Raw genomic sequence first — 24108 nt, 5'->3', positions numbered from 1 at the left:
GAACCAGCCGTCGGCACTGCTCTTCGGACTGCCGGCCCTCCCACCCGGGCAGGCTTCCGGAGCGCCTCACCACGGAGGCGCTCCGGAAGCATCCTGCTGCTCAGGACTTGCCCGGCTCGGCGGCCTTCGCCCGGTCGCCCTCCGGCATCGCGGCCCTCACCAGCTCCGCGGAGCGGACGGTGCGGGTGCCCCGGGAGACCCTCAGCCGCACCTGGGCGCCGGTCGCGATGCCCTGCGAGGCCGCGGGCAGCGCCCATGCGATGGTCAGGTCCGTCCTCCCCTCGTCCAGGGCCAGGAACCGAGCCGCGTTCCTGCCCTTGCGCGACTCCATCCGCAGCACCTCACCGGTGATCGTGTCGGGCTCCCGCCGTTCCAGACAGGCGAGTGCCAGGAAGTAGACCGCCACCGCACCGAAGACCGTGATCACCGCCAACTCGGCAGGAACAGGCCCCTCGTGGACCGCCGTGTCCCTGAACCATCCGTGGCTGCCGCTCGCGAAGTTTCCGGGCATCGTCGCCAGGAACGCGACGAACAGTGTCCACAGGCGGAACAGGTCGGCCACCACGAGGGCCAGCAGCGCCACGCCCACCCAGACGGCGCTCAGCACCACCCCCGGCCTGCGCAGCGAGCCCTCGTCGACCGCGACCACCCAGTCGGGCTGCCTCAGTACGGCGAAGGCGCAGAAGCCCACCGCGACCACGGCCGCCGCTGCCGCCAGATGCAGCAGCCGGCGCGTCGAGACACCGAAGCCGGGGCGCAGCCGCGGGTAGCGGATCCGCACCGGGCGCCAGGTCCCTCCGTACGAGGACCAGACGCGTCGCCGGTCTCCGGAGTCGAAGCCGAGGAGCCGGCCGGTCAGGGTGGTGACGCCGAGCGCGGTCCCGTACGCCAGATAGCGGTCCCACACCGTCACGGATGCGGGCGGCAGCTGGGCGAAGTCCTCGTGCGCCGTCAGCCAGGTTCGCAGTCCGGCCCAATGCCCGGCACGTTCGAGCCCCTTCGGTGTCGCCCGTTCGCCCAGGGACCTGCCGAGCAGGAAGATCAGTGCGACGAACGGAGCCGCGCCGACGCAGAGTGCGGCGCGCACGCCGTGCCCTCCCATGATCGCGGCCACGGCGAACAGCGCGCCAGGCCCGAAGGCCAGGAACATCAACGCGCTGACGAGCAACGGAGCGAACCGGTACCGGGACAGGCCGCGCAGCCGGGCGTCGGTGACGACCTCCCGGCGCAGCTCCGCGTTCCAGGCGGCGGCGCGCTTCTCGTCGCGGAAGGCGATCGCCCCGATGGGTGCGCCGCCGTTCGCCGCCCTGGCGGTGACGCGGTCCAGGACCCGCTGCTCGTAGGGCATCAGCACCGGCGCCGCCCGGCCGGCCTCGGTGACGTGAACGGTGCCGCGGGCCGGGTCGTCGCCCGGTTGCCGCAGCTCGACCAGTCCGCGGGCGGCGAGGTCCAGCAGGGTGGCCGCGGCGGCATGCTCAACGCCCCGCCAGTGATTGCCGAGCAGGGCGACCACGGCGGGCGGTTCGGGGTCGGTCCCGAACTCCTGGGTCGCGGGCTCCGGGGTGACCGCGCCGTTGCGGGTGGCGGTCAGCGCGATCCCGAAGGCGACGAGCCAGAGCACGATCAGGCCGGCGCCGCCCCAGTAGAGCTGTTCGGTGAGCGTCACGCGAACCTCACCCGGACGGCATCCTGCGCCACACCGGCGGCCTCGAAGTACTCCCGCCGCTCATGCGCGCCGCCCAGCCCGGCCACGACGTTCCCCGGGAAGCTCTCGAGGGCGGTGTGGTAGCTCTGCACGGCGCTGTTGTAGAACTGTCGCGCGTACGCGATCTTGTCCTCCGCCGACGTCAACTCGGCCTGCACCGTGCTGAAGTGCTGATCCGCCTTGAGCTCCGGATAGCTCTCCCCGAGCGCGAACAGCCTCCCCAGCGTCGCGGTGAGCGCGTCCTCGGCGGCTGCCCGGTCCGTGACACCGAGCCCGCCGCCCATGGCCTCCCCGCGCGCGGCGGTGACCGCTTCGAGAGTGCCGCGCTCGTGAGCGGCGTAGCCTCGCGCCCCCTCGACGAGATTCGGTATCAGCTCATGGCGCCGCTTCAACTGCACATCGATCTGCGCCCACGAAGCCTGCGTCTGGTTCCGTAGCCGGACGAGCCGGTTGTAGGTCCGAACGACCCACCACCCGCAGACAACGACGAAGACCACAACAACCGCACCCGCGATGACACCCACAGTGTCGCCCCCAAAGGCCGTGAAGATCCGGCCCCCCTGGCCGATCGACGTGATCATATTCGGCCGTCGACGCCCCGCACGGCTCGGGGAGCGCTCACCCCTGGGACCCGCGTGCCCGCGTCGGTGGTCCGCGTCAGCGGCGATCGTCGTCGACACACACACTGCTCCGCGATCAGGACCCATTCCTCCGATTCTCCGATTCCTCCGATGACAGACGAGCGCGGAGAAACTCGTCCCCCCCCGCGGTGTTTGCACGCGCTGTCATCGGTGACACGAGAGGTGTTCCGGATGCCGAGCAGAGAAAGGTGTGAACGACATGGCTGCCGATGAGAAGGCCCAGGCGAAGACCGAGCAGGCCAAGGGCAAGGTCAAGGAGGCTGCCGGCCGAGCGGCCGGGAACGAACGCCTTACTGCCGAAGGCAGGGCCGACCAGGCCAAGGGCGACACCCGCCAGGCGAAGGAGAAGGCGAAGGACGCCTTCAAACACTGAGCTTCTCCGCTTTGACCACCGACCGGGTGATGGGTCGTGAATGGCGAAGAGCGAGGCCCCCGAGCGCTGTTGATCGAGATCTCTGACGTCTCGATCACCTTGCTCGGGGGCCTCTTCGGTTACCCGTTCCTGCCGCACTCACGGGGATGAACGTGCAGGTCGTCGCTGATCCTGCCGGATGTCCGCTACGAACGTCCCATTCCGATAGGCCTTTCCGTTTCGCCCGCCCATCAAAATGGCCTGGGATCAATCCGTCACCATTTCCACTCGCACCGCAAGCTTCCGTAAATCAGCAACCTCGCCGGTGCTATTTCGTTTGTGGAGAGGGAGCAGGCACACCGGTCAGCGCCTGTCTCCGACATCACGTTCCAGTACAAGGAATCACCCATCATCGAACGCGGCGCCAGCGGCAGTGTGACGGCCACCTGCCCGGGAAGAATCGTCATCGGGACGAGTCACCGAAGATCGACGTGGGGGCCAGTAAGTTGCGGGCCCAGGGGCATTTCGCACCGCCGGTCGTGGTTGACGGTTCGACGTGTGTGGCAACGGCTCTGCCGGACCACGCAGGTCTCGGGCCACACCGTCGCGAGGCGTCCGCCAAATGGGACCGGGTCGCACTTCATCCCGGTTCTCCTCCCGCCGCAGCGGGTCACTTGCGCCCGGGAGTCAGCTGACGTCCCCACCGTGCTCGGGCTTCGCAGCACCCGGGGGTAGGAAGCAGGCGGTGACGGTCTTGCCCGACGCCTGCGGATGCGTGGCCCAGCCGTCGGCGAGCGCGTCGACGATGGCCAGTCCGCGCCCCCCGGTCGTCGTGTGGTCCTCGGGCTGCTTGGCGGGGGGCACGGGATCGGAGTCATGAACACTCACGTGCAGGCAGTGGCTGTCCCAGGTGAGGACCAGCTGCGCGTCGCTGTGCGCGTGCACGTGGGCGTTGGTGATCAGCTCGGAGACGCTGAGCAGGATCGCGTCCACCGTCTCGGGGGCGTCCTCGGCCCATTCCAGGGACGCCAGGTGCTCCCGCGTCCATCGACGGCCGGCGCGCACCCCTTGCGACACCGGGAACGACTGCGCCCATCCCACCGCGCGCAGCGACGTGTCCTTCGTCATCGAATCTCCTTCACTCGGCTCTCCCTTACCCCCTATACCCCCACCTTCGAGGCACACCCCGGTGCACCCACCCGTCGGCGTACCGGAGCCCGAAGCCGAAGCGGGATCGGGTCGGGATCCGGGGACGCCCGGGAACGTGCACCTGACCCGCTCCGAGAGGAGCACGCACCCGGACTGCTCGGCCGCTTCGACGCGGGTGCGATGCGTCATGTGGCCGCTCCCGTGCTCCTCCTGAACGGCGAGAAGGACACCGTCTTCCGTTCCGGCGAGCAGGCCTTCGCCCGCGCGCATCCGAACGCCCGCGTCGAACTGATCCCGCGGGCAGGACATCTCGCGAACTTCGACGATCCCGATGCCTTCACCGACGCTGTCCGTCGTTTCGCCCGGCAGCTACCCGCCGGCAGCTGACCGCACCAGGGCAACGGCGGGTGAGGGCTCCCCGAGCGCAGCGGGACCGTGACCGCTCGGCCCGACCGACCCGCGCGCTCGTCGCCGGACCGCAGGAACGAACCGAACCCGGGCGCACGGCCCCTGACGCGACGGCGGACAATGAGCTCTCCAGGAGATTCCGGCAGCTGAGGCCGGAGCAGAACCAGGCCAAGGACGGCGGATCACGTCCGGGCGGCCGCGGTGGCCGGTACGACGACTGTGCCCCGGCCACCACCCGGGTCCGCCAGGGGCACGATCCGCCGGACAGAACCTCAGGAGGGGTAGCGTGACCGAGACCGACAACACCCAATCCGCCGCCGGTGAAGCGCAGGCGGAACCACCGAGCCGGCTGCGGCGCGTGATGCGCTACATCCCCCTGGTCGCCCCCGTCCTGTTGTGGGCAGTGCCGTGCTGGGTTCTCCTGCACACCGGCCAGCACTGGCCGCTCCCCGTCGCGGTGATCGGCACCACGCTGTTCGCCCTCGGCCTGATGGGTATGCCGCTCGCGATGGTGCGCGGCCACGGTCGGCGCCAGCAGGACCGGGCGGCGATCGTCGGTGACACGCTGCTGGGCAGCATCTGGGTCCTGTTCACCTGGTCCGTCCTGCTCGGTGTACTGCTCCGGCTCGCCCTGACCGTGGCCGGTGTCGGTGACGGACAGGACCGGGCGCGCATCGTCACCTGGGCCGTCGTCGGTGTAGCCGCCGTGCTGCTCGCCTGGGGGTACGCCGAGGCCCGACGCGTGCCACGCGTGCGCCGGCTGGACGTGCAACTCCCGCGCCTGGGGGCCGGACTGGACGGCACCCGGGTCGTCCTGATCACCGACACCCACTACGGTCCGCTCGACCGTGCCCGCTGGTCGGCACGGGTCTGCGAGACGGTGAACACCCTGGAAGCCGACCTGGTCTGCCACACCGGCGACATCGCGGACGGCACGGCCGAACGCCGTCGCGCGCAGGCCGCCCCGCTGGGCACCGTGAAGGCGACTCGTGCCCGCGTGTACGTCACCGGCAACCACGAGTACTACAGCGAGGCCCAGGGGTGGGTCGACCTGATGAACGAGCTGGGCTGGGAGCCGCTGCGCAACAGTCACCTGCTGCTCGAACGCGGCGGCGACACCCTCGTGGTCGCAGGCGTCGATGACGTCACCGCCGAGTCCTCCGGACTGACGGGCCACCGCGCCCACCTCGCCGGAGCCCTCGACGGCGCCGACGCCGACCTTCCCGTCCTCCTCCTGGCCCACCAGCCCACGTTCGTCGACCGTGCGGCAGCCCACGGCGTCGATCTCCAGATCTCCGGTCACACACACGGCGGTCAGATCTGGCCCTTCCACTACTTGGTCCGCCTCGACCAGCCGGCCGTCGCGGGCCTCAGCCACCACGGCGCCCGCACCCTCCTCTACACCAGCCGCGGCACCGGCTTCTGGGGCCCGCCCTTCCGCGTCTTCGCCCCCAGCGAGATCACCCTGCTCGTGCTCCGCTCCCCCCAGCCGCCCGCCTCGTCATAGGGCCTCTCGTCCACCACGCGGGGTGCTCGGCCAGGTCGGCCGGGCCGTCGTCCGCACCGGCTCCAGGACTGTGCGCCCGTCAGCGCGCGGCGAAGCCCGGGAAGGGGGGCGCGGGGCGGCGCTCCGACGTGCGGACCACCGCTCCCTCGCCCCCGGTTCAGTGGGACGCTCCTCCGAGCCCGGCCATCGCGTTGAGAACGCGCTGGGTGCGGAGCGGGTGGTAGAGGGTGTGCATGGGGTGGCCGACGCCGCGCAGGGCGTGGGCGACCGCTTCGGCGATGACGGGCGCCTGGGCGAAGCCGCCGGTGTTGTGTCCGGCCGTGACGACGAAGGCCCCGTTCGCGGCAGCGCTCGTCTCGAAGATTCCGAGGTTCGAGGCGGTCCACGGGCGTACGCAGTGCTTCTGTGTCAGGCGCAGTCCGTCGCGGCCACCGATCTTCTCGTAGGCGTCGGGGAACAGCACCTCGACCGTGTCCGCGACGGCGGCGTGGATGTGCTCGACCTTCCGCTCGTCGATGTTGCGCGGATCGCTTCCCGTCCACCCGTAGCCGGAGCCGATCATCAACACGCTCTCCCCGGACTCGTCACGGCCGACGGTGATGTTCGCGTCCTCCGCCACGTGGCCGCGCCGCGCCACCTTCAGTGAGTGTTCGAGAGCCGGGGTGCCGTTCGGGACGGTGGCCCAGCAGCCGAGGACCCCGTGCACCTGCTGCAGGGAGGGGATCCGGCGGCGCAACGCGTCGTTCCCGGCACCGGGCGACACCACGTAGTGGTCGTAGATCAACGGGCCGTCAGCGGTCAGCACCCCGGTCACCGCGGACGTCTCGTCCCTCATGATCTCCTCGACCCGCAGGTCGAAACGCAAGCGCACTCCGCCTGCCTCCAGGTCGTCGAGGAGGCGGGCCATGAAGTCGTGCACGTTCACCGTGAAGCCTTCGACGACGATGCCGCCGGCGAAGGCGTGAGGAGTGGCCTGCGCCAGCGCGGGGAATCTCTCGCGCACCTCGGCCGACCCGTAGGAGGCGACGGTCGCCCCCACCGCGTTCTGCCGATGGCGGGCGGCCTCCAGATGGGACCCGTCCTGGTAGAGGCGCAGGATGTCGTGCCGCAGTTCCACGTCGTCGAACAGATGCGGCCGGGTGCGCAGCCAGGTCTGCCACAGCTCGCCGCCCCGCCTGTTCAGCCCGAGGATGTCCCCGTTGTACGCCCTGGCCAGCCAGGGCTGCACGCTCCGGAAGTCCCGCACCCACTGCCGGTCGTCCTCGCCCCCGTGGCGGCGGACGTCCCAGCCGGACCGGGAGGGGGGCCGGTCGAAGAGGGTCATGCAATCCGAATCCGCGGCCGACTTCGCGTGGTAGTCGTCCATTTCGGTGTAGGTGAACATGCGCGCGTTGCCACCGCCGCGTGAGGCGCCGTACGCGGCCCAGGGTCTCCCGGCCCTCGGGTCGGGTGCCGCGTCGACCATCGCGACGTCGTAGCCTTCCGCACGCAGCAACTGTGCGGTGACCAGGTTCACGACGCCACCGCCGACCAAGAGGACCGACGCCCTTCCGGGCGCGGCCCCCGACGGTGGCGCCGTGACCTGGGAGGGCTCCGTGAGCTGTTCCCTGTCCTGCGCGAACCGCTCGGCGACGGCAAGCGCCTCGAACAGGCTCGCGTCCTCGTCGACGCCGCCCCCGGAGTCCGGCTGCCGTGGGACGGTGTACATCGGAATGCTGAACGGAAGGATCGCCGAGGTCGGCCGCCCGTACATCGTCGGGAGGCGTCTGAGCGTGCCGTGGGACTCCGTGAGCCGAACGACCGCGATCGGCTGCTCGGGCATCGCTTCGCGCCAGAGGCGTAGAACCTCCCGCCCGATCGGGCGATCCGTGACGAGCACGTCCGGGCATATCTCGCTCAGCGCGCCCGCGAGGGTGCTGTCCTCCGCGGTGTGCAGATCCGTACGGCACAGAACGACGCTCCCGGCCAGTGACCCGGCCGCGGAGGGGGAAACGGGGACGGTGACCAGAAAGCGCACTATTTCTCCCCATGTCGGTCGGACGAGCCGGCAGCCGTGCTCTGCATCTCGGTCAGGATCGTGTCCGAGAACTGTTCCCTGCGTACGACGAGCCTGGACCGGCCGTCGCTGACGAAGACGACGGGCGGCTTGTCGAACCGGTTGTGCTGGTTGAACATCGAGTGCGTGTACGCGCCCGTGCACTGAACGGCCAGCACCTCACCGGGCGGCAGGTCGGGAAGCCGTACGCGGTCGATGAGTTTGTCCGTCTCGCAGTGCCGGCCGAAGATCGTCACCTCGTGCAGTTCCGCGTCCCTCAGCTCGGGATTCGACGGAAGCACGACGTTGTGCACCGACTGGTACATGATCGGTCTCGGGTTGTCCGAGAGCCCGCCGTCGACCGCCACGAGCCGGCGGGTACCGCTCCTCTTCGTCGGACCGACCGTGTACAGCGTGGTTCCGGCCTCGGCGATCACCGACCTGCCCGGCTCGACCCCGAACACCACGTCCGGGGCGCAATGGGGTGCGACCTGTTCACTGAAGACGGGCAGGAGGTCCCGTGCCCATTCCCCGGGCGACGGCGGGGAGGAAGCCCCGTCGTAGTTCACCCCCATGCCGCCTCCCGCGGTGATGCTCTCCGGCTTCCACGACGAGACGGGGGCGACCGCCCGGATGAACTCACCTACGTCGTGGAGGGCCTGCCGGTGATATTTGGTGTCCAGCACCTGGGCACCGAGATGGAAGTGCAGGCCGCGGAGCCGGAGGTTGTCCCGTTCGAGGACCTTCGCGACGGCTGCAGCCGCGTCGCCGCCCCGGACCCGGAGCCCGAACTTCGACTCCAGGCTGCCCGTCGTGTACTTGGGGTCGGCGTGGATGTCGATCCCGAGGTTGAGACGGATGTCGACGTCCTGGACATGACCGAGATCCCGGGCACGGCGATCGATGAGGTCGATCTCGTCCGAGCAGTCGATCACCAGGGACCGCACACGGCTGCGCACCGCGAGATCGATGTCCTCCCGGGTCTTGTAGTTGCCGTGGAACGTGATCTTCGAGGGCGGGGCACCGGCCCAGAGCGCGAGGCGCAGTTCGCCCGCCGACACGACGTCGAGACTGAGGCCCTCCTCCGTGGCGAGGCGCACCATTTCGCCCACCAGAAACGCTTTGGACGCGTAGGCGACGTCCACACGGGGCCAGTTCGAGCGGAACGCCCGTAGATAGGAACGGCATCTGTCACGGACGGCCGTCTCGTCGATCACATAGACCGGTGTTCCGTACGTCTTCGCCAGCTCCAGCGCATCGCATCCCCCGATCTCCAGGTGCCCACGGCTGTTCACGGTCTGCGTACCGTATGTATGCACTGTTTCCTCGCATGACTCTTCTCAGATTTCCGCTCGGCCGGGCGCCGCGCGGCACGGAACACCTCGCTCGCCGGCCCTGTCCCGGCAGTAGCCGCGGGGTCCGGTGGGGCAGGCGGCAACTGAATGCCCCACGCCGATTCATGTCGTGAAGATTTCTTTCCGCACAGCGGCATGGGTCGCGGCCGATATCAGGAGGGCGAATCCCGCGATGGCGAGCAGGGCCGCCGTGACGCCGCTGATCAGCGCGAGCATTCCGGCACTGACCGCGGATCCGAGTCCGAACAGGGCGAACTGTGCCGAGAATCCCTGGGTGTGCAGTGCGGCGGGGATGCTGGCTTCCAGGCTGATCGACCGCTGGGTGTTGAAAGGGGTGATGAAGAATCCTGACACTCCGACCCACACGGCGACCGACAGCGCGCTGTCGCTGAACGCCAGGGCGACGACGGAGGTGAGCACACCGATGAGCGTGAGAAGTGACTGGACGGTGATGTGCAGCGGAATGCGTCCCGCCGCCTTCCCGTAGCAGAGGGTTCCGGCGATGCCTGTTCCGGCCAGAAGGCTGACGAGGATTCCGGACCATGCCGGTGACGCCCCGGTTTCCGGCAGGAGGACGGGAAGCACCGAGACGATCCCCGTCACCGCCATGCCGACCGAAACGGAGTCGACGAGGCCGGGCCATGCCGTGCGGTACGACCACAGGGATCCGACTGCGGGCTCCGGGACGTCGGGCAGCGTCCCGCTCCTCCCTTCCCCGACCAGCGGGCCGAGGAAAAGCTGGACGCCGAGAAAGGTGACGGCCATGGCCACGACCTCCACCCACGGGAGGCCGGACAGGGTCAGACCGGCGATGACGACCGGCCCCAGGATCCAGCCGGCCTCCGTCATGATCGAGTCCCATGAGAACGCCAGGTTCCGCAGACGTGGATCGGCGTACCTGACGAGCACCGAGCGCGAGAGTCCGGGAATCCCTCCCGGCAGCGCGGCGCACAGTGCGGTGGTCACGGTGATCAGGACCAAGGAGAGCCGGAAGGTTCCGAACGCGGCCAGGGCGACGTGGAGGAGGAACGATGACGTCGTCATGATCATGACTAAACGTCGCGGGCGCGCGGCGCGGTCGATCAGCTTCCCGGAAGTGGTCGCCGTCAGCGCGCCGGTGAAAGCGTACACACTCACGAGGAACGCCCCGTAGGAATAGCCGCTGACGAAGGTGCCCAGGCTGATGAGGGCCAGCGTGGCCATGGGCTCGGTGATGCGGGCGAAGCACGTGCCGAGTGCCCACCGCCACCACCAGGGCGTGGCGAACAGTCTGGGCTTCGGATCGGGCCCGACCGCCAACGAGGTCGCATGCATCAGAGTCCTGTCGCTTTCGGTCGCATTACCGCGGCTACGGGGCCGGCGGAGACTCCCGCTCCGGTCCGGCCCCCCTGACCGGTCGCCTCGCCCTCTCCGGAGCATGGGCTCCGCGCAGTTCACACACCTCCTGCACGCCCGTCGTTCCGACCGCAACCCTTGCAGGCGAAGGGCCGCCGCGCGTCCGTGGTTTCCCGTACACGCGATACGTACGTGCGGCGTCGGACGGGCCGTGCGGACCGCCTCCCGGGCATGCCGGAGCCCTGAGGCAAGGCGTCGGCTCATCGCCCGTCGACGGATTCCCGTCGGACGCTCCGTGTTCACGGCGGTCCGCTGTGGTGAGTGGGTGACTTCCAGACCCGCTCCGCCTCCAGCGCTCACGGCAGCCACACGCCGACGGTTCGTCACCGTCACCGCTGCTGCCGCGGCTCTCGCCCTGTCCGGTGCCCTGCCCAGTGGCGGTGAAGCCTCCGCCGCTCCCGCCGCCCCCCTCAAGAACGACCCGTTCACCCTCGGCGTCGCATCCGGTGATCCCCTGCCCGACGGTGTCGTCCTGTGGACCCGGCTGGCCCCCGACCCTCTCGCTCCGTTCAGCGGAATGGACCGCAGGTCCTACCCGGTGCAGTGGGAAGTGGCCTTCGACCAGCGGTTCCGCAGGATCGCGCGGCGGGGCACGGCCCGCCTGGTCCCCGAGTTCAACCACACCGCGCACGTGGACGTCCGCGGCCTGGAGCCGTGGCGCGAGTACTTCTACCGGTTCCGCTGCGGCGGCTTCATCAGCCCGGTGGGACGCACGAAGACCGCCCCCGCCCCTCAGCAGCTGGTCCCGCGCCTCTCGTTGGCGTTCGCCTCGTGCCAGGCCATCTGGGAGGGCTGGTTCACCGCGCACCGCGACCTCGCGGCCCGCGACCACGACGTGGTGCTGTTCCTCGGCGACTACATCTACGAGTTCGGCATCGACCGGGGTGTCCGCCCGGGCGACGGCGACGAGCACAACACGCGCCAGGCGCTGACCCTGGACGACTACCGGCATCGCTACGCCTACTACAAGCTCGACCCGGACCTCCAGGCCGCCCACCGGTCCGCCCCCTGGATCGTGGTCTTCGACGATCACGAGGTCGTCAACAACTGGGCCGGCCTCGCCTCCGGCGACGGCACCACCCCGGACGACTTCCTGGTGCGCCGGGCGAACGCCTTCCGCGCCTACTGGGAGAACATGCCGCTGCGCACCGCACGGCTCCCGCAGGGCCCCGACATGCAGCTGTACCGCCGGCTGGGCTACGGGCGCCTCGCCGAGTTCTCGATGCTCGACACCCGCCAGTACCGCGACGACCAGGCCAACGGGGACGGCACCAAGGCGCCGAACGCCGCGACCGCCGATCCTGCACGCTCCATTCTCGGCTTCCCGCAGGAACGTTGGCTGCTCGACGGACTCGGCGAGTCACGGTCCCGCTGGAACGTCCTCGGCCACCAGACGGCCCTCACACTGCTCGACACGGCGTCCGGGCCGGGCGTCGCCGTGCCCATGGACACCTGGGACGGGTACAGCGCCTCGCGCGACCGGCTGCTCGGCGGCATCGCGGACCGGGGTGTCCGCAACGTCGTCAGCCTCGCAGGCGACCTGCACCGCAGCGTCGCGAGCGACCTCGCGCTCGACTTCCACGACCCGGACTCCCGCGTGGTGGCGACCGAATTCGTGGGCACGTCGATCTCCTCCGGTCTCGACGGACAGGACCTCGACGCCGGGGGGCGCGTGCTGCTCAACGAGAACCCGCACATGAAGTTCGGCAACTTCCAGCGTGGATACGTCAGTTGCGAGGTCACCCCGGACCTCTGGCTGGCCGACCACCGTGTCTGCGACCGAGTCACCGTCCAGGACGGCACGGTGAGCAGCCGGACCGTCCTCGCCGTCGAGGACGGCGTACCCACCGTCCACCAGGCCTGAGGAGCAGGACGTGAAGACCAGCACGGGCACCACCGCCACCGCGGCCGCCCTCGTCCTCGTCGCCGCCGCCACCCTCGCCACCGGTGGCTCGGCGCCCCAGGCGCACGCCGCCCCCGGCCCGCCGCCCGGGAAGTCCACCAGCACGGTATCCATCGGACAGCCGCCCGCCGCGGCGGCCCCGGGCGTCGTGCTGCTCTCGGCGTCACCGGCGACCCTGACCGGGTCCGAACTCCCCTGCCTGCCCACCAAGTTCGACGTCACCATGACCAACACCGGCGCGAAGGGCCTGTTCGCCGACGCGACGCTGACCTCCGAAGCTCCGGTCGCCCTGTCGGACCAGGTGTTCTCGACCTACCTCCCGGCCGCGGACCCGCACCGGCCGGTGACGCGGTCCGTGGCGGTCCGGGTGCCGCCGGGCACGGCGGCGGGAACGTACGACCTGACCGCGGCCAGGGGGAAACAGCGGGTCGTCGTCCCCCTGACGGTCCAGGACGTGCCCGAGCCGGGGCCGGGCGTCAACCTGGCCTACGGCCGCGAGGTGACCGCTTCCTCGACCCACGGCAACTTCACGGTCTGCGCCGCCGTGGACGGGGACAGCGACTACCGCCACTGGGGCTCCGGATACGGCTGGAACGACGGCGACAAGGGGGTCTTCCCCGACTGGCTCGCCGTCCGGTGGCCCGAACCGGTCGAGCTGGGACGGATAGAGACCGTCACCTACGGCACCCCTGAACGGCCGGCGGCGCTCCAGGGCATCAAGGACTTCGACGTCCAGGTCGAGTCCGGCGGTGAGTGGCTGACCGTCGGGTCCTACCGGGGCAACACCCTCGACCGGATCGTGACCACCTTCGACCCGGTCGCCACGGAAGCGGTCCGGGTGTTCGTCCGCGCGTCGAACGGTGCCGACTACGCGCGCATCCTGGAGGTGGAGGCGTACGCGCCGGGATAGGGCGGCCGTCTCCGCGTCAAGGGCACTCGTGCGCCCTCGGCCCTGCCGGGGCGCCGGTCCACCGACCACGGGGACAGGGCCCTGGCAGGAGGCCGGAGACGCGCGGACGGCCGATCGTCGGGTCGGCCGTATCGTGACGGTGTCCGAGAGCCCGACCGGTTCGCAGCCTCCCCTGCGCTCCGGCTCACCGCCGCAGGGGTCGAGCGTACGCACCTGATGGTGCGATGCACCGGGAATGCGGCGCACGGCGTCATCCCCGGACCGGTGATGCCCGGTCTCCTCCGGCCGGCTGAAGCACCTCTCGGCTGTGCCGCCCGCCGCGTCACCAACCGGATGTGCCCGACCGGACCTCACGGTCGGCATGGTTGACGTTCACGTGCGCCGCGGCGTCCGTCGAGGTGCGCGATCGCGTCGGCGACGGCAGGGACCACGGGTGCGGTGCGGTGTCGGCTCGCTGAAGTATCCTTCCCGCCACCGCGAACCGACTCGGAGGACCAAGAGAATTGAATGACCTGCCTGCTTTCCCGCTGCCCTTTCACATTTCCCGTTCCATATCGTTCGCGACACCCCGGACGCTGCGCGAAATCCAGATGATGCGGTGCAGTTCGCACATTCGGGCGAAGCCGGGATGGTTCGACAAGATGAACGATGCCGACATCGTCACCAGGTGGACCACCGAAGCGGTCGCGCAAGGGCTCACCGAAGCGCAGGTTCGTTACGTGCTCGCCGAACTCGTCCACTACGCGGCACTGCGGGACGGGCGAACCGGCATCGAGGTGTCCGCCGTCGACGGGGTGTGGCAGTCGGACACACTGGTCGACGACGAACTCGGGTCCCGGCTGCGCGAGGCGGTCCGAATTCTGGAACAGGTCCCCGAAGCGGAGCAGGACTGGCATCCCGGATCCGACGGCCAGGTACTGGATCTGGTTCATCCCTCACTGTTCTGTCTGGTGAGAGAGGTGAGCGACGCACCCGAACGGGCCTGGCAGAGCCCGTCGACGAACCGATACTCGACCTACGAATTCTCGCAGAGATTCCAGTGGCTGCCCACGGACATCGACGTACGTCCCGACGGCCACGTCGACCTCCGTTCGTATGTCAACAACGTCCACCCCGAGGCTCATCACGAACTGACCTCGGTACTACCGGACTTGTTCGCGCGATTTCGCCCCCTGTTCGAGAACGTGCTCACCGATCTGCGCCATCCGCGGCCCCTGCGGATCGAGGCCGATCCTTACGGGTGGTACGACTCGGAGCCGGAGTATCCGGACAAGTCGTCCTTCAGCGATGACGGGGCCCACGCAGAAGCCCTCCGTGCATGGGAGGAGGCCCACGACGGCTGGTGGGAGAACCGCCGCCCGGTCATCCCGGACGCCCCGGCCTTCACCCCGCCCGAGCCGCCCGGTGAATCCACCCGGGTCGACCTGCGCGGCCGCCGCCTCCAGGTCATCGTCAAGCTCGCCACCATTCACCTCACTCCGGACCAGCCCGATTACGCCGGCGGTTCCTGGCACGTCGAGGGAATGCTGAACGAGCGGATCGTCTCGACCGGCATCTACTACTGGGACAGCGAGAACATCACCGAGAGCCGGCTGAGCTTCCGGGCCGCACTCGACGACCCGCACTACGAACAGAACGACGACAACGGCCTGCGTGAGGTCTACGGCCTGGAGGACGAGGACGCACTGAACCAGCCGCTGGGATCGGCATCGACCCCACCCGGCCGCTGCCTGGCGTTCCCGAACATCCTCCAGCACCGCGTCGGCTCGTTCCGCCTCACGGACCCCACCCGCCCGGGACATCGCAAGATCCTCGCGTTCTTCCTGGTCGACCCGTCGGAACGGATCGTCTCGACATCCGATGTGCCTCCGCAGCAGCCATGGGCGGACACCTCGACCATGACGCTCGAACAGGCCCACACCTTTCGTGAACAGCTCATGAAGGAACGCAAGTTCTTCGTCGACGAGCACAACGAGCAGCTCTACGAACGTGAGTTCTCCCTCTGCGAACACTGACCCGGAGGCTTCCCCGATGCCTGCGTCGGCGGGCAGGTGAAGGCGTACGACGGGCCCGGAGGACGTCGAGCGGAACGAGTTCACGGCTGCGGTGTCCGCGCCCCTGGGAGCGCTCAGGGGCATCGCCCCGCTGACCGCCGGTGTGATTCGGCAGGACACCGATCGACCGGGAATCCTCTGGCGGGGCACACCGACTGCCCCGGTTCGGGGTTCGGTTTCCCGAACCCCGAACCGGGGGCTGCCACGATCGATCCTCGCGCCGTGCCCGCCCAGGACGAGGGTATGGCTCAGATGAGAGCGGACATCGGAGCTGAGACCGCCGCCCGGGCGGCGGACCTGCACCGGGAGTACGGGCGCGGGACCGCGACCGTGCGCGCGCTGCGCGGGGTGTCGGTGGCCCTCGCGCCCCGCACGTTCACGGCGGTGATGGGGCCCTCGGGCTCCGGCACGACCACCCTGCTGCACTGTCTCGCGGGGATGGACCGGCCCACTCGGGGCTCCGTCTGGTGGGGCGGCACCGAGGTGTCCCGGCTCCCTGAGCGGCGGCTGGCGGAGCTGCGTCGCAGGCACCGCCGACCGGTCCGCAGTCCACCCGGGGAAGGGCGCCTGGCGGACCGGTCGGGGTGGGGTGGCCTCAGCGCACGGCGTAGGCGGCTGTCACGGTCTGGACGACCGAGTTGCCGTTGGCGTCCGTCAGCTCGGTGCGCAGCGTGACCGGCTTGCCGGCCGCGTCCGCGTGGTTCACGGTCGCGGTCCAACGACCGCCCTGCTGCGCGGTGGCGGCCGCGGTCCAGGTCTCACCCTCGTCGTACGAGTACGAGACCTTGGCCGCCGTGAGCCTGCCGGGCGTGTAGCCGGCGTGGCCCGAGACGCTCAGGCCGATCTTCTGGCCGTTCTTCGCCGTCAGGGTCTTCATGCCGTCCGAGGGCAGGTCGTAGCCCGGGAAGAGCAGCGGAACGCCCTGGGAGTACGCGTTCTCGTCCCGGTGCGAACGGAATTTCCAGGTGGTCCGGGTCAGGGTCGACCGCTTCCACACGGCGGCGGGCTGACCCGACTTCATGGTCGTCATGGTGAGTTCGTAGGCGGCGTCCTCGGACGGGACGGTGAACACCCCGGACGGCCAGCCGGATTCACCGATCACCGTGCCGCCACTGCTGAGCCGCATGCTGCCGAGGTCCCCGAAGGGCCCTTGGAGGCCTCCGTGTTCGCTGTCGCTCCAGAAGCCAGGAGCCACGCCGATCAGGTTGTCCTGGCGTTCGGCGGCGAGCTGCTCCTTGCCCTGGCTGTCGCGGGGTGCGGACGGGACGAGGATGCCTCCGTACCACTTCTCGGTGCGGTGCGAACCGGCCCGGTAGGTGCGCACCCGGTCGACCATTGACTCGCCCCAGGGGAAGCTGGAGGAGAGCGAGCGCTGCCAGGAGCTGTCGCCCGCCGAGTAGTACTCGGTGCGCGTGCTCGGGGCGGCGACGCTGTCGAAGGCGCCGACGCCGAACGTGGCGCCGTAGGGGCGGGAGGCCAGCAGCGTCTCGGCGAAGTCCGCCCGGACGCCCATGGACTCGTACGCGGACTCGACCGTGCCGAGCGTCCTGTCCTTGACCTTGTACGTGCGGTCCGACGTGACGGTGCCCGTCTCGGGGAAGGCCAGGTTGTAGACGAACGGGCTGGCCGCAGTGGCCTTCCAGCTCAGCTTCACCGGTCCGGCGGCCAGCGAGGCGGCCAGGCCGGCCGCCTCGTCCGCCTCGATCCCGAGCGAGGGCAGGGGCGCCGCCCCGTATCCGACGGACGGCTTCCAGGGCCCCGCGGAGGGGCGGTGCGCGATGATCGCGACGGCGCCGGCCGCCTCGGCGTCGCGCGCCTGGGTGACTACGCGGCCGTCGTCCGGGACACTGACCAGTACGATCTTGCCGGAGACGTCGGCGGCCGCCAGTTCGTCGGGCGTACCGGTGCCGGCGTCGACGAGCGCGGCCTGCCCCGTCCCGTCGAGGTTGACGGATCCGCCGGACGCGGGGGTGGGGTGCAGTGCGGCGCCCCCGACGACCGCGAGCTTCTCGATCTGCGGGGCGTACGCCCGCCAGAAGCTGTCGAACTCGAAGCCGCCGTCCCGGGCCTTGCCCTGGATGTCGACCAGGTAGTCCTTGATGAGGCTGCCGCCGGCGATGGACCCGGCGTGCAGCCAGACGTCGTCCCAGCCGCGGCCGAAGGCGAGGGTGGCGCCACGGGTCTCGGTGACCCTGTCCTCGGTCTTCGGCTTGATCCGGTGTGCTTTGCGGGCGTCGAGCACCAGGGTGGTGTCCTTGGTGACGCTCAGCTGCGGCCTGGCGAGGTAGCCGACCGACTCGGCGAGGCGTCCGGTGGCGTCCTCGAGGTCGGCCGAGACGATGAAGCTGGAGACGAAGTAGGCACCCGGCCGCACCTCGTACACCTGGTCGGTCGAGCTGTCGTTGAATCGTCGCTCGCCGGTGGCGGTGTCGGTGCCGATGACGTCGAGCGAGGACGAGCCTGCGGCGGGTCGGCCGTTGCGGTCGATCAGCTTGACGCGCAGGGTGACGGTTTCGGCCCCGACGTACAGCGAGAACGGGGTGGAGACCTTGACTCCGCCGGCGGCGGTGGCCAGAACCCGGCCGGTGACGTCGCCGTACTGGCTGTCCCGCAGGCGGGCGGTCGGATCGAGCTTCAGCGGGACCTCGGCCGTCGCTCCCGCGGGCACGGTGACGCTCCTCGCGCCCAGTGCGGCGACGGAGGACCGGACGGCCGAGCCGTCGTTGCCCGTCACGCCCTGCAGCGTGAGCGACAGCGTCACCGGCTTGCTGCCGGTGTTCGTGTACGGGATCCGGACGGTGGTGCGGTCCGTCCTGTCCTGGGGCCAGTTGAAGGTGCCGCCCTGGACGGCGGGTGCGCCGGTGAGCGTCGCGTCGATGGCGGCCTTGACGTCGAGCCGGCCACCGCCGGTCTCCCGTACGTCACCGGGGATGTCGCTCCTGGCGGACGACACGAGTGCGGCCTTGACCTGCTGGGCCGTCCAGCCGGGGTGGCGTTCCTTGACGATGGCGGCGGCGCCGGCGACGTGCGGGGTCGCCATCGAGGTACCGGACATCGACCGGTAGGCGTAGACACCGCGGCCCCCTGCCGCAGCTGCGGAGATGTCGACGCCGGGGGCGGCTATCTCGGGCTTGAGGGTGTGCGAGACGATCGCGGGCCCGCGGCTGGAGAACGGGGCGGTGGTGTCGTCGCGGTCGACCGCGCCGACGGTGAGCACGCTGGGGGCGCAGCCAGGGGAGGAGACCGTGTTCAGGGTGGGACCCGAGTTGCCGGCCGCGATGACGAACAGGGTGTCCTCGCTCTTGCCGAGTTCCTCGGCGGCCACGCTCATCGGGTCGGTGCAGTCGGTGGGGGTCTGGCTTCCCAGGCTCATGGACACGACGTCGGCCTTCTGGTCGACGGCCCACTGCATGCCGGCGATGATCCAGGACGAGTCGCCGGAGCCGCTGTCGTTGAGCACCTTGCCGACGAGCAGGTCGGCGCCGGGGGCGACCCCCTTCTTCTTCCCGTCACTGGCCGCTCCGGTGCCGCCCACGGTGGAAAGCGTGTGGGTGCCGTGGCCCGCGCGGTCGTCGGTGGTGTCGGAGTCGGTGAAGTTCTTCGACTCGGCGATCCGGCCCTTGAGATCGGGGTGTTCGGCGTCGGCGCCGGTGTCCAGGACGGCGACCTTGGTGCCCTTGCCGTCGTAGCCGGCGGCCCAGGCGAGATCGGCGCCGATCTGCTCGGTGGAGCGGTCGAGGCTGGCCTCGACCTTGCGGTCCAGCCAGAGCTTCTTCAGTCCGGCGGTGGAGCGGGACCGGGGGTTGGTGACGTCCGACCAGAATCCGGCGGCCTCCTTCTTGCCGGCCTTGAGCGCCACACCGTTGACGGCCGGGAGGGCGAGGCCGCGCTCGGCGCCGCGCGGGGTGGCGGCCGCACCGCGTGCGGCGTTCCCGGAGTAGGTCGCGATCAGCGGTACGGAGTGCGTGTGTGCGTCGTCGTACCCCTGGCGGATGAGCCCGGTGACGTTGAAGAGCTCCTCGTCGACCGTGCCCTCGGCGAGCGACTTCACCGCGGTGTCCGGGTAGACGTACAGGTCCTTGCCGGAGCGGCGGGTCTGCACGAGGGCGACGGTGCCGTCCTCACGGGCCAGGGCGGTGGCCGAGGCGTTGCCGGAACTGTCGGTGTTCACCAGCACCTTGTCGCCGGTGACCAGCGTGACGGTGACCGGTTCGTTCCCGTCGGCGGCGGCAGCGGCACTGCCGGTCAGCGGTCTCTTCGTGATCGCGTCGCCCTGTGGCGCTGCCACGGACGGCGCGGTCATCGTGACGGCGAGGACGGCGGTGGCCGCCCCCAGTGCCGTACGCGATATCGGACGCATCGCTCTCCCCAGGTAAACCGGCGCAGAAAGGCGCAAAAGTCTGCGTTCCGGGCGTTGTCGGTGCTGCGGTGACGACACATTCGCAGAGCGACGGGCGGTACAGGGACGATGTGCCACGGCGGCTTTACGCCGTGGCCGCTATCCGCCACGACCGATCGGCCGGGCAACGCCGCACGACAGGGGGCAAGGCGGCCGGACGAGTCCGGGGGCCGTAGTCGATCTACAGAGCGCACAGGGCGTTCGTCACAAGCGCGCGGGCGTACGCGGCGTCCAGCCGGCCAGGGCGGAAGAGGACGCGGTACATGATCGGCGCCACGGCACGGTCGATCAGCAGCTCCGCCGGGCACCGGCTCCCCCCGCTGCACCGCACGGGCCACCGCGGCCTCGATCCGCTCTGCGGCATACGCACAGGCATTGGAAACGGGAAGCGGCGCGCCGACCCCGCCTCGCACAACCTGATGCGGCTACGGCCGCGGGCTTCGCGCCGGAGAGCATTGGCGTCGTGATCCTGACCCACCTGCACGCCGACCGCATGGGGCGGAACACACGACTTCGCCGCGACCTCCTGAACCAGCCGATCGCGAGGCGCGGCCGGAAGCCGCGGCCGCCCCTGACGCAGAGGACGACGGCACCCGTACGCAGGGTGCTACGGCGGGGGCCGGGCGGCCGCGGTCGCCCGGCCCCGGCATCACGTTCCGGGCTTGTTCGCGAACACCCACCGGTTGCCCGCCAGGGCGTCGTTCTGCTCGGGCAGCGGTCCGCGTCCGTGCCGGCGAGTGAAGTCGAAGGGGGTGCGGACCTCTGTGGACCAGCCCCTGCTCACCAGATCGCTGACGGAGTCGGGCCGCGGCTCCCTGTCGAACAGGTCCAGCAGGTCGATGCCGATCTGGTGTGCCGTAGCGGTGTAGAGCGGGCTGTCACGGTACTCCAGCATGTTCTTTTCGAGCTTGACCTCGAATGCCAGAGCGCTCCCTGCCGTGCTCAGCCGGCCCACCACATCGATGAGGTGCGTCTCGGCGGCCGGCGGCAGGTAGAACAGCAGCCCCTCCGCCAGCCAGACGCTCGGTGCCGTCGCGTCGAAGCCGGCGTCGGCCAGAGCTCCGGCCCAGTCCCCGCGCAGATCGATCGGGATGGGTACGCGCGCTGCCTTCGGCGTGGCCGACAGCCCGTCGAGCACCTCGTGCTTGAACGCCAGCACTTCCTTCCTGTCGATCTCGAAGATCACGCAGCCGGGAGGCCAGTCGAGCCGGAAGGCCCGTGAATCCAGCCCCGCCCCGAGCAGCACCACTTGGCGGGCGCTTCCCGAGCGCACCGACCGGAGGACGAAGTCGTCCAGCACCCTCGTCCGCAGACCGAAGTAACGCGCGAAACGTCCCCACAGGGGGTTCGCGTCCCCGTCCGGGACCTGTTGCATGCGAACCGGCCAGCCGGCGGACGCAGGTGCGGCGAGGACGAAGTGCTCCGCATAGACGTCCTGCGCCAGGGTGTCGTGGCGATGGGTCTCGATCGCCCGTGCTGCGGCGACAAGGAGAGCGGTCACCCCCACTCCTCCTTCCACGCCTTCCACACCGATGTTGGGATGCGTTGTGCCGACCACGTTTCCTCCGTTGGCGATTCGGGACACGAACAGCGAGGGATGCGGATGATGGATCGAAGACGGACACGCGGCAACTCCGCTCAGCGCCCCTTGCCCCCGCCCCCTGGTGCACTTCGATGGCCTGATGGCCATCAGATATAGCTCTACGAGAGGTGATCGGCGGGCGAGAGGCGGCCGAATGCCTCGCTCATCGTCGCCTCCCCGTCGGAATCAGGACGGGCTTGACCACGCGGCCCGCCTCGCAGTCGCGTTCGGCCTCGTTGATGTCGGTGAGCGGATACGTACGGATCAGCTCGTCGAAGGGAAACAGCCCCGCCTGCCACAGCGCGGTCAGCCGTGGAATCAGCAGTCCCGGCACCGCGTCCCCCTCGCAGATGTGGGAGATTCTCCTGCCCCGGTCCAGCGCACCTGGTTCGAGTGGCAGTGCGGTGCGGAGCCGTGCCACCAGACCGAGATGGCCTGTCGGGCGCAGAGCCCTGAGAGCGTCGTTGATCAACGGGGCGGATGCCGTGGTGTCCAGGGCGTAGTCCGCGCCGCCGTCGGTCAGTCGCCTGATGCGGCCGGGCAGGTCGGGTGATGCGGCATGGAGCGGGGCAGCGCCGAATCGTTCGGCCAGGGCCAGTCGTCCGGGGTGCCGGTCGACGGCCACGGCCACTGCTCCGGAGGCGGCCGCCGCCATCACCGCGGCCAGGCCCACCGCTCCTGCGCCGAGGACAGCGATCGTGTCACCGGGCCCGGCACCGAAGGAGTTGAAGACCGCTCCGGCTCCGGTGAGGAATCCGCAGCCGAGAGGTCCGAGCAGTTCGACGGGCAGCGAGGGGTCCACCCGTACGGCGTTGCGGGCCGGGACAACCGCGTACTCGGCGAACGAGGACTGGCCGAACCACCGGGGAGCCAGTCCGCGCCCGGCCGCGTCGGTGAACCGCGCGGCGTTCTCCTTGCGCCCTCCGAAGAGGTTGAGGGATCCGAAGGAGTCGCAGTAGGCGGGGGCAGCGCCCATGCAGTTCCGGCAGTGGCCACAGGAGTCGAAGCTCAGCACGACGTGGTCGCCGTTGCTCAGGCCGGTATGCGGACCGCCGGTCTCCGCCACGACCCCGGCCCCCTCGTGGCCCAGCACCGCCGGCAGCGGTGACCAGCCCGCCGAACCCCGGACCGCGAGATCGGTCCGGCACATCCCGCAGCCCGCGATCCTGACCAGGATCTCGCCCTCGGCCGGTCCCGAGTGCAGAAGCACCTCCTCGACGGCGAACCGGCTCTTGTGCGAACGCAGCACCGCCGCATCGAACCTCACCGTCACGCCTCCTGCGGGCTGGGCTCGACGAACGGGCTGGGCTCGACGAGCGGCCGGTGCACGACGAACGGTCTGAGGTTGCCGTAGAGCCCCCACGGCCCGCCCGCGACGCCGACACCGCTCTCCTTGGAGCCCGCGAAGGGCTGGGCAAGGGACAGTTCGGCGTGGTGGTTGATCCATGCCGTTCCGCACTCCAGCCGGTCGGCCACCTCCTCGGCCCGGTCGAGGTCGGTCCCCCACACCGAGCCTCCCAGTCCGTAGCCGGTGCCGTTGGCCGCCTCGACGGCTTCGTCGAGGCTCTCGTAGGGCAGCACCGGCAGGACGGGCCCGAACTGCTCCTCCGTCACCACCGGGCTACCGGGCGGGACATCGGCCAGGATCGTCGGGGCGAAGAAGTAGCCCGGCCGGTCCAGCCGGTGGCCCCCGGCGACGGCCCGGGCGCCGTCGGCCAGGGCCTGCGACGTGTAGTTCTCGATCCGGGCCAACTGGGGGGCGTTGTTGACGGGCCCCAGTTGCGTACCCGGGTCGAGGCCGGCTCCGACGACGGCGGTCCTCGCCCGCTGCCCAAGGGCCTCGACCACGTGCGAGTAGAGCCGGGCCGGGACGTAGACGCGCTTGACCGCCATGCAGACCTGCCCGCAGTTGCGGAACGCCGCCCAGAACAGCCTCTCAGCGATCCCTTCCACATCCACGTCCTCCAACAGGATGGCCGCGTCGTTGCCCCCCAGCTCGAGGGTCACGCGGGCGAGTGAGGCCGCTGCACCCTGCGCGACGGCCCGTCCGGTGGGAATCGAGCCGGTGAAAGTCACGTGGCGCATCCCCGGATGGGAGGCGAGGCGTGCGCCGAGGGGTTCGTGGCCGGTGACGATCGTCAATACGTTCTCGGGGAGGGCGGTCGAGAGGACGGATCCCAGCAACCGTGTGGCGAGGGGCGTGAAGGGGGATGGCTTGAGCACCACCGTGTTGCCTGCGGCGAGTGCGGGCGCGAACTTCGCCGAGGCGAGCTGGAGAGGGAAGTTCCACGGGGTGATCGCGGCGACGGGCCCGAGCGGTCGCCAGCGGACCTCGCTGCGTACGGGGCGGCCGTCCGTGATGGGCTCGGGCCGGGGAACCAGCTCGGCGAAGTAGCGCATGCGGGCCGCCGTGCGGGCGATCTCCGCGTACGACTCGCTGAGTGGTTTGCCCTGCTCACGGGTGAGCACGGGAGCGATGTCCGCCCCGGCCGCCTCCACGGCGTCGGCTGCCTTGAGCAACGCGGTGGTGCGCGCGCCGGCGTCGGCCCGCCAGCTGCGCCAGGCCTCGTGGGACCGGCCGACGACGGCATCCAGCTCGTCCGGCTGCTCGTCGGGAGCCTCGTCGAACGCCTCGCCGGTGGCCGGATCGACAACGGCGAATCGTTCTCCGGGGGTTGGGCACGTCGTCGGGGGCCGGTGCGCGGCCATGCCG

At 70.3% G+C, this 24108-nt stretch carries 16 protein-coding genes and 2 pseudogenes; 8 read left to right on the top strand and 10 right to left on the bottom strand.

Translation table 11 applies throughout. The annotated features are described in order from the left end of the window. Positions 1-100 precede the first annotated feature (100 nt). Together ACFUNE_RS22770 and ACFUNE_RS22765 are read right to left on the bottom strand one after the other, a co-directional pair. On the bottom strand, positions 101-1666 hold the full coding sequence (locus ACFUNE_RS22770; protein ID WP_383570907.1) for a DUF2207 family protein: 1566 nt from the start codon (positions 1664-1666) through the stop codon (positions 101-103). After that, positions 1663-2286: a LemA family protein gene (locus tag ACFUNE_RS22765; protein WP_383570904.1), complete on the bottom strand. Its 624-nt coding sequence runs from the start codon at positions 2284-2286 to the stop codon at positions 1663-1665. Before ACFUNE_RS22765 ends, ACFUNE_RS22770 begins: the two co-directional genes overlap by 4 nt. A gap of 259 nt (positions 2287-2545) precedes the next feature. Here ACFUNE_RS22765 and ACFUNE_RS22760 point away from each other — a divergent pair, with 259 nt between their 5' ends. Beyond that, positions 2546-2719 carry a CsbD family protein gene (locus ACFUNE_RS22760; protein WP_383570901.1) on the top strand — a complete coding sequence of 58 codons (174 nt, stop codon included), beginning with the start codon at positions 2546-2548 and terminating at the stop codon, positions 2717-2719. A gap of 666 nt (positions 2720-3385) precedes the next feature. Here the strand turns inward: ACFUNE_RS22760 and ACFUNE_RS22755 are convergent. Then, positions 3386-3826, bottom strand: coding sequence for an ATP-binding protein (locus tag ACFUNE_RS22755; RefSeq protein ID WP_383570898.1), 441 nt, complete (start codon positions 3824-3826; stop codon positions 3386-3388). Between the two features lie 174 nt (positions 3827-4000). Between ACFUNE_RS22755 and ACFUNE_RS22750 the strand changes: the two are divergent. Both ACFUNE_RS22750 and ACFUNE_RS22745 read left to right on the top strand, forming a co-directional pair. Beyond that, a pseudogene (locus ACFUNE_RS22750) lies at positions 4001-4234 on the top strand (alpha/beta fold hydrolase); the annotation flags it as partial. 307 nt (positions 4235-4541) lie between these two features. Continuing rightward, the gene (locus tag ACFUNE_RS22745; protein ID WP_383570895.1) at positions 4542-5762 is read left to right on the top strand and encodes a metallophosphoesterase; all 1221 of its coding nucleotides are present in this window, start codon (positions 4542-4544) and stop codon (positions 5760-5762) included. A gap of 157 nt (positions 5763-5919) precedes the next feature. Here ACFUNE_RS22745 and ACFUNE_RS22740 read toward each other — a convergent pair whose 3' ends face one another. The 3 genes from ACFUNE_RS22740 to ACFUNE_RS22730 form a co-directional block, all read right to left on the bottom strand. Next, on the bottom strand, positions 5920-7779 hold the full coding sequence (locus ACFUNE_RS22740) for an NAD(P)/FAD-dependent oxidoreductase (protein ID WP_383570892.1): 1860 nt from the start codon (positions 7777-7779) through the stop codon (positions 5920-5922). Further along, the gene (gene lysA, locus ACFUNE_RS22735) at positions 7779-9092 is read right to left on the bottom strand and encodes a diaminopimelate decarboxylase (RefSeq protein WP_383570889.1); all 1314 of its coding nucleotides are present in this window, start codon (positions 9090-9092) and stop codon (positions 7779-7781) included. The genes ACFUNE_RS22740 and lysA overlap by 1 nt, the downstream gene beginning before the upstream one ends. Positions 9093-9254: 162 nt before the next feature. Further along, a complete protein-coding gene (locus tag ACFUNE_RS22730) occupies positions 9255-10466 on the bottom strand; it encodes an MFS transporter (protein WP_383570886.1) in 1212 nt (403 codons plus the stop codon). 346 nt (positions 10467-10812) lie between these two features. On the opposite strand from ACFUNE_RS22730, the gene ACFUNE_RS22725 reads away from it, so the two are divergent. From ACFUNE_RS22725 to ACFUNE_RS22710, 4 genes are all read left to right on the top strand, one after another. Further along, positions 10813-12411, top strand: coding sequence for an alkaline phosphatase D family protein (locus tag ACFUNE_RS22725; protein ID WP_383570884.1), 1599 nt, complete (start codon positions 10813-10815; stop codon positions 12409-12411). 10 nt (positions 12412-12421) lie between these two features. Further along, positions 12422-13360 (top strand): discoidin domain-containing protein, encoded by a 939-nt coding sequence (locus tag ACFUNE_RS22720; protein WP_383570881.1) that lies wholly within the window; start codon positions 12422-12424, stop codon positions 13358-13360. A 503-nt stretch (positions 13361-13863) separates the two neighbouring features. After that, positions 13864-15375: a DUF4246 domain-containing protein gene (locus tag ACFUNE_RS22715; protein WP_383570878.1), complete on the top strand. Its 1512-nt coding sequence runs from the start codon at positions 13864-13866 to the stop codon at positions 15373-15375. Between the two features lie 282 nt (positions 15376-15657). Continuing rightward, entirely contained in the window at positions 15658-16089 is a 432-nt protein-coding gene (locus ACFUNE_RS22710) for an ATP-binding cassette domain-containing protein (RefSeq protein ID WP_383570875.1), read from the top strand. Here ACFUNE_RS22710 and ACFUNE_RS22705 read toward each other — a convergent pair. Continuing rightward, the gene (locus ACFUNE_RS22705) at positions 16010-19774 is read right to left on the bottom strand and encodes a S8 family serine peptidase (protein ID WP_383570872.1); all 3765 of its coding nucleotides are present in this window, start codon (positions 19772-19774) and stop codon (positions 16010-16012) included. The genes ACFUNE_RS22710 and ACFUNE_RS22705 overlap by 80 nt on opposite strands. A gap of 401 nt (positions 19775-20175) precedes the next feature. On the opposite strand from ACFUNE_RS22705, the pseudogene ACFUNE_RS22700 reads away from it, so the two are divergent. Then, a pseudogene (locus ACFUNE_RS22700) lies at positions 20176-20387 on the top strand (MBL fold metallo-hydrolase); the annotation flags it as partial. Positions 20388-20462: 75 nt separating this feature from the next. Here the strand turns inward: ACFUNE_RS22700 and ACFUNE_RS22695 are convergent. From ACFUNE_RS22695 to ACFUNE_RS22685, 3 genes are all read right to left on the bottom strand, one after another. Beyond that, entirely contained in the window at positions 20463-21371 is a 909-nt protein-coding gene (locus ACFUNE_RS22695) for a class I SAM-dependent methyltransferase (RefSeq protein WP_383570869.1), read from the bottom strand. 187 nt (positions 21372-21558) lie between these two features. Then, positions 21559-22662, bottom strand: coding sequence for an NAD(P)-dependent alcohol dehydrogenase (locus ACFUNE_RS22690; protein ID WP_383570866.1), 1104 nt, complete (start codon positions 22660-22662; stop codon positions 21559-21561). 2 nt (positions 22663-22664) lie between these two features. Beyond that, a complete protein-coding gene (locus ACFUNE_RS22685) occupies positions 22665-24104 on the bottom strand; it encodes an aldehyde dehydrogenase family protein (RefSeq protein ID WP_383570863.1) in 1440 nt (479 codons plus the stop codon). Positions 24105-24108: the final 4 nt, after the last annotated feature.

This window comes from Streptomyces sp. NPDC057287 (genome assembly GCF_042667905.1).
GTDB lineage: Bacteria > Actinomycetota > Actinomycetes > Streptomycetales > Streptomycetaceae > Streptomyces.
Note: the sequence above shows the minus strand (reverse complement) of the source record. Positions and strands in the feature narration are given on the sequence as shown.